Below are 6145 nucleotides of genomic sequence, written 5' to 3'. Positions count from 1 at the left end.
CCGCGATGGTCGCCGACCGCCACGTCGTACCGACCCGACGCAGCAGCGCCGCCACCACCAGACTGCTCACCAGCGCCAACCCGAAGCGCGGCGAACCGGCGAGCAGTGACTCCAACGCGCGGGACCGCGCCGAGTCACACCCACCCCCGCTGATGTCGGTCACACAACCCGCCGGTGCCTGGCTGTCCAACGTCAACAACCAGACGAAGATCAGCATCGCCGGCACCAGGTAACAGGCCGCCGTGTACAACAGGGGCCGGACCGACCCGCCCGGGTCCGGGTCCAGCAGGTCGTCCTCCAGACGCCGCGCCCAGGCACCAGTGGCCGCCGACTCGACGCGCTGGCGCACCGACGCCGAGCCCACCGCCGGCCGGTCCGCCCGACGCCGGGGCGCACCCGCGCCCGGCACACCGGCCCGTGGTGCAGGCGAGCTGCGCGGCCGAGGAGCGGTGTAACCCACCACCGGAGACCGTGGCGCAGACGTCGGAGGATCCATCCACCGCGGGTCGTCGTCGGCCAGCCGGGTGCCAGACCAGAAACCGTCCTCACGGCTCGGCCAACCCTCGGCCGCCACCGAACGATCCGAGCGCGGCGGCAGCGTACGGTCCCACTGGTCATCCTCGATCGCGGACCGCTCCCACTGGCCGGTGCGGTCCGACCGCTCCCAACCACCGACGCTCTCCACCGCCGACCACTGCCCGCTCAGGTCCCCGCCGTCCGCTCCCGCCGCAGGCGGCCACGCGTGCACGCCCGAGGCGTCCCACGGGTCCACCGCCGGGGGGTACGACGGTTCAGGCTCCGCCACCCGGTCCGATCCGCGCACCCACGGGTCGGCCGCCGGACGGGTCCAGGACTCCTCCGCCGCACGACGGCTACGCCGGCTGGGTCGGCTCGGCGCCTCGTCCGGCACCTGCTCGGTCGGGGCGGACTCGACATCCCCGCCCGACCAGATCACCTGCGGACGGCCGGCGGGCGCGCGGCGGGGACGACGGTCCGAGACCGCACCGGAGACCGGCTCGTCCCCACCGGCGTCGGCCCGTCGACGGCCGGCGTACCCCTGATCCTGCGGTCGGTCGAGCGTCCACTCCCGGGTGTGGTCCGAGTCTGGCGCGGGGCCGATCGCCGGCTGCTCCCGCCGACGCGTGTCGCCGCCCCGCCACTGCGAAGTCGCCGACTCGGCGGACCGCCGGCCCGCACCGGAGGGCGGCGGGTCGAGCTCGTCATCGTCCTCGTCCGGTGCCGCGTGACGACCGCCGCCGTCCGCGTGCCGGACCCCCGACTCCAGCGCCCACCGGGGCAGGTAGGCGTCGACAGGCTCGTCCTGGCCGCGGTCCAACGCACGGCGCCGGCTGGAGGTGCGGTAGCGCCCGTCCTCGTCGTACGGATCAACCGGAACAGACGCCGCGGGCTCACGCCACGAGGCGGTTGGCTGGCGCTCGCGCGGGCTGCCATCGCCGCGTCCCCAGTCCCGGTAATTCACGGCCGGAGTGTGACCCTTCTGAACCGAAAGCGGAATCCGCTGTCCAGGTGTAGCCGTTCGCTGGAGATAGTACGGGACGATCGTGTCACAGGCCCGACCGAAATATTCTCCTCCACAGGCTGGGGAGCATGTCCCCGCAGGTCAGCGAGCTATGGCCGAGAATTCCCCAATGGTTTTCCACAGGCTGTGCACACGCTGCGCACATGCTGTCCACCGGGATCCACAGGGTGTCCCGCGGCTCGTCCACGGGCGTAGTGGAGTCTCTGACCTCGGGGTCCGTATGGTTGGCCCTCGACCGCCGGCGATGGCCCCCGATCGACCGGCCCGGTCGGACGAGAAGTGTCGTACCCCAGCGGTAGAGCTGGGGTTGGATCCGGCGCAGTGGAGGGGGGACCCGTGTCGGTCACCGACGACATGCGGGCAGAGCCACGCTCCGGCGGAGGCCAGCCACCTTCGCAGCGGGATGGCCAGTTCGACAAGACCCCGCCCCAGGACGTCGCCGCCGAGCAGTGCGTCCTCGGCGGCATGCTGCTCTCCAAGGACGCCATCGCCGACGTCGTCGAGATCCTCAAGACCAACGACTTCTACCGGCCGGTGCACGCCACCATCTTCGACATCATCCTCGAGATCTACGGGCGCGGTGAGCCGGCCGACTCGATCACGGTCGCGGCGGCGCTGGCCGACTCGGGGGATCTCGTACGCATCGGCGGCGCGCCGTACCTGCACACGCTCATCGCCAGCGTGCCCACCGCCGCGAACGCCGCGTACTACGCCCGCATCGTCAGTGAGCGGGCGGTGCTGCGTCGACTGGTCGAGGCCGGCACCAAGATCGTGCAACTGGGCTACGGCACCGCCAGCGGCGGCAGCCGCGACGTGGACGACGTCGTCGACCTCGCTCAGCAGGCCGTCTACGACGTCACCGAACGCCGGGTCAGTGAGGACTTCGCGGTCCTGGCCGACATGTTGCAGCCGACGCTTGACGAGATCGAGGCGGTGGGCGCGCAGGGCGGTGTGATGACCGGTGTGCCCACCGGCTTCAGCGACCTGGACCGGCTGCTCAACGGTCTGCACGCTGGGCAGTTGATTATCGTGGCGGGTCGACCTGGTCTGGGAAAGGCGCTCGCGCTCGACACCCCACTGCCGACCCCGGACGGCTGGACCACGATGGGCGAGGTCAAGGCGGGCGACCAACTACTGGCTGCCGACGGCTCCCCGACCACTGTCACGCACGCTTTCGACGTGATGCACGACCGCCCCTGCTACGAGGTCGAGTTCTCGGACGGCACCGTGATCGTGGCGGACGCGGAGCATCTGTGGAAGACGACCACCCGGGCGAGCCGGCGGCAGGAACCGGCGCGGCAGAGGCGGTACTGGCCCGAATCGTCGCTGGCCAATGTCCGTGCGGCACACGAGCGGCTGAGCCTCCTGGGGAACCAGCCGATCACGCTCTTCGACACGCTTGAGCAGGTTGGGCCGGAGTTTCGGCATGTCCTGCACACCGTCGCCCGCGAGGTGGGGTCGGTCGGCCGGATCAGCCGTCCCATCGTCCGCAGCGGCAAGCCACAGAACTGGACTGCGCCGGGCTACCCAGCCGGTCCGCTTCTGAGCACGCTTCTTCAACGAGCCGAGCGGGAGGTCAAGGCCGGTAGCCGGGCCGACCACGACGGCGTCGTCACCACCGCTCAAATCGCAGCCACGCTGCGTACCGACACCACCCCGCGGCGGCTCAACCATGCCGTACGGAACTGCGCTCCCATCCAACTTCCGGATCGGGAACTGCTGATCCCGCCCTACACGTTGGGAGCCTGGCTCGGTGACGGGCACAGCGACGCCAGCCGCTTCACCACGGCAGATCCAGAGATGGTCACGCACGTCGAGGCGGACGGCTTCGTCGTGCGGCCCAGCGGGCCAATGGTCTACACCATCCTGCTACGGCCCGCGTCCGCTGCTCCGGGCAACGGTGTCTGCGCGGACTGTGGCGTTTCCACCAGGGCGTTGCGAGAGAACCCGGCGACCAGGAAGTGTGCTGACTGCCGTCACCGGAACGGCTCGTTCCTCGGGTTGTTGCGTCAGGTCGGGGTGGCTGCCAACAAACACATCCCGGTCACATACCTGCGGGCCTCCGAGGCTCAGCGCAGAGCGTTGCTCGCCGGGCTGATGGACACCGATGGGACCGTGGCCCCCGCCGGTAACCTCCAGTACACGTCGACCTCCAAGCAGTTGGCTGATGACGTACGCGAACTGATCGTCAGCCTCGGCTACCGCTGCACGGTCAACGCAAAGCCGGTGCGCGGCCGTACCCCCGAGTCGTCAACGGCATATACCTTGAACTTCTCCACCCCGGATGTCGTCTTCCGGCTCAAGCGGAAGCAGGATGCGCACGCCGAACGTCGCCGCACCACCTCCGATGTTCGAACGACCTCGCGGTTCATCGTCGACGTCCGGCCGGTCCCGAGCGTTCCGGTCCGGTGCGTGACTGTCGATAACGACGAGCACCTGTACCTGGCCAGCCGGGCGATGATCCCTACGCACAACAGCACCGCCAGCATGGACTTTGCCCGAAATGCAGCTATTCGCGCCAACCAGGCTGCGGCCATCTTCTCGCTGGAAATGAGCAAGGTCGAGATCGTCATGCGGCTGCTCTCCGCCGAGGCGCGGGTGCCGCTGCACGTGCTGCGCAGCGGCCAACTCTCCGACGACGACTGGACCAAGCTGGCCCGCTGCATGGGCGAGATCAGCGAGGCGCCGCTCTTCGTCGACGACACGCCGAGCATGAACCTGATGGAGATCCGGGCCAAGGCCCGGCGGCTCAAGCAGCGGCACGACCTCAAGATGATCGTGGTCGACTATCTCCAGCTGATGACCTCGCCGAAGCGCACCGAGAGTCGCCAGCAGGAGGTCGCCGACCTGTCCCGTGGCTTGAAGCTGCTGGCCAAGGAGGTCGAGTGCCCTGTCATCGCGGTCAGTCAGCTGAACCGTGGTCCCGAGCAGCGCACCGACAAGCGACCCCAATTGTCCGACTTGCGGGAATCGGGCTGCCTCACGGCGGAGACCCGGGTGGTTCGAGCGGATGACAACACCGAGATCACGCTCGGTGAGTTGTTGTCAAGCAACGCTAAAGAAATCCCGGTCTGGGCGTTGGACGAGAGCCTTCGCTATACGCCCCGCACCATGACCCACGTCTTCCCCAGCGGCACCCGCGAGGTGTTCCGGCTGACCCTCGCATCGGGCAAGCAGATCGATGCCACAGCGAACCACCCCTTCCTCGCGTTCACCGGGTGGGTGCCGCTCGGTGAGCTGTCGCCCGGAGATCGCATCGCCACGCCGCGACACCTACCGCCTCCAATGGTCACCCGCCCGTGGGTCGATGCCGAGGTGGTCATGCTGGCTCACCTGTTGGGCGACGGCTCGTTCGTGCGCCGCCAACCCATCCGGTACGCAAGTCGTGATGAGCTGAACCTGCAGGCCGTGACGGAAGCAGCGAAGCACTTCGGGATTTCCGCCGTCCGCGACGACTACGCGGCCGCGAGGGTCACAACCCTCCGCCTGCCGGCGCCGTACCGCCTGGCTCGCGGTCGGCGCAACCCGATCGCGGCTTGGTTGGACGAGCTGGGCCTCTTCGGTCTGAGGTCACACGAGAAATTCATCCCTGCTGGCGTTTTCAGCCTGCCGAAGGAGCAGATCACCAGCTTCCTGCGGCACCTCTGGGCTACGGACGGTTCGGTGACCGTCAGTAACACCGGCCGCGGAGGGCGCGTCTATTTCGCGTCCACGAGCCGACGAATGCTCGAAGACATCTCTCGACTGCTCCTCAGGTACGGCATTACAGCCCGGCTGCGGGTCGTACCAGTCGTGGGACACCGCCCTCAGTACACGCTCGACATCTCCGGTCGGGACGACCAGTTGAGGTTCCTGCGCGAGATTGGCGTCCATGGGGAGCGCTCGGAGGGCTGCGCCGCTCTGCTTGCTGCTCTGGAGTCGACGGAGAGCAACACCAACGTTGACACCGTGCCGCGCGAGGTGTGGACCAGGGTGAAGGAGATCTTGGTCGAGCAGGGGATGACCCACCGTGAGTTCGCCGCCGCCATCGGCACCCAGTTCTGTGGCAGCGCCCTCTGGAAGCGCGCGCCCAGCCGTTCCCGACTGGCGGCGATCGCCACCGTCCTCGACGCGGCCGACCTCGACCTGCACGCGACGAACGACATCTTCTGGGACTCGATAGTGTCCATCGAGTCGCTCGGTGAGCAGGAAGTGTTCGACGCGACTGTGCTCGGGAAGCACAACTTCATCGCCAACGGCATCGCCACCCACAACTCGATCGAGCAAGATGCCGACGTTGTCATCCTGCTGCACCGCGACGACTACTACGACAAGGAGTCGCCGCGGGCCGGGGAGGCGGATTTTATTGTTGCCAAGCATCGGAATGGCCCCACCGACACGGTGACCGTCGCGGCCCAGCTGCACCTGTCCCGCTTCGTCGACATGGCCATCGGCTGACCGCACGGCACCGTCGACGGCTTAGGGCCTGTTTCATAAGGACTGGCCGGCCTGCGGCGGGCCCGGACGACGACCGGCGGCGTTGCGGTTTCGTCCGGATACGACACCGGTATCCGGACGAAACCGCGCCTTGCCGGATCGCCGCCCGGACTCCGCCTCGGCTCGACC

At 68.6% G+C, this 6145-nt stretch carries 2 protein-coding genes; one reads left to right on the top strand and one right to left on the bottom strand.

Going from position 1 to position 6145, the window contains the following annotated elements; all coding sequences use genetic code 11:
- Window positions 1–1480 (bottom strand): hypothetical protein (locus KBX53_RS19090; RefSeq protein ID WP_210860774.1); only part of this gene is annotated, 1480 nt, incomplete at its 3' end.
- A gap of 414 nt (window positions 1481–1894) precedes the next feature.
- Between KBX53_RS19090 and KBX53_RS19085 the strand changes: the two genes are divergently transcribed.
- Complete coding sequence (locus KBX53_RS19085) at window positions 1895–5977, top strand: replicative DNA helicase (protein ID WP_247675867.1); 4083 nt, start codon at window positions 1895–1897, stop codon at window positions 5975–5977.
- Window positions 5978–6145 lie beyond the last annotated feature (168 nt).

Source organism: Micromonospora sp. M51 (genome assembly GCF_018070305.1).
In the GTDB taxonomy this organism is placed as follows: domain Bacteria; phylum Actinomycetota; class Actinomycetes; order Mycobacteriales; family Micromonosporaceae; genus Micromonospora; species Micromonospora parva.
This window is presented reverse-complemented; position numbering and strand designations above follow the sequence as displayed.

What these genes read in the sequence shown, in the direction of transcription:
- KBX53_RS19085 (WP_247675867.1), top strand. Translation starts at nt 1,895, where the DNA reads ATGCGGGCAGAGCCACGCTCCGGCGGAGGCCAGCCACCTTCGCAGCGG.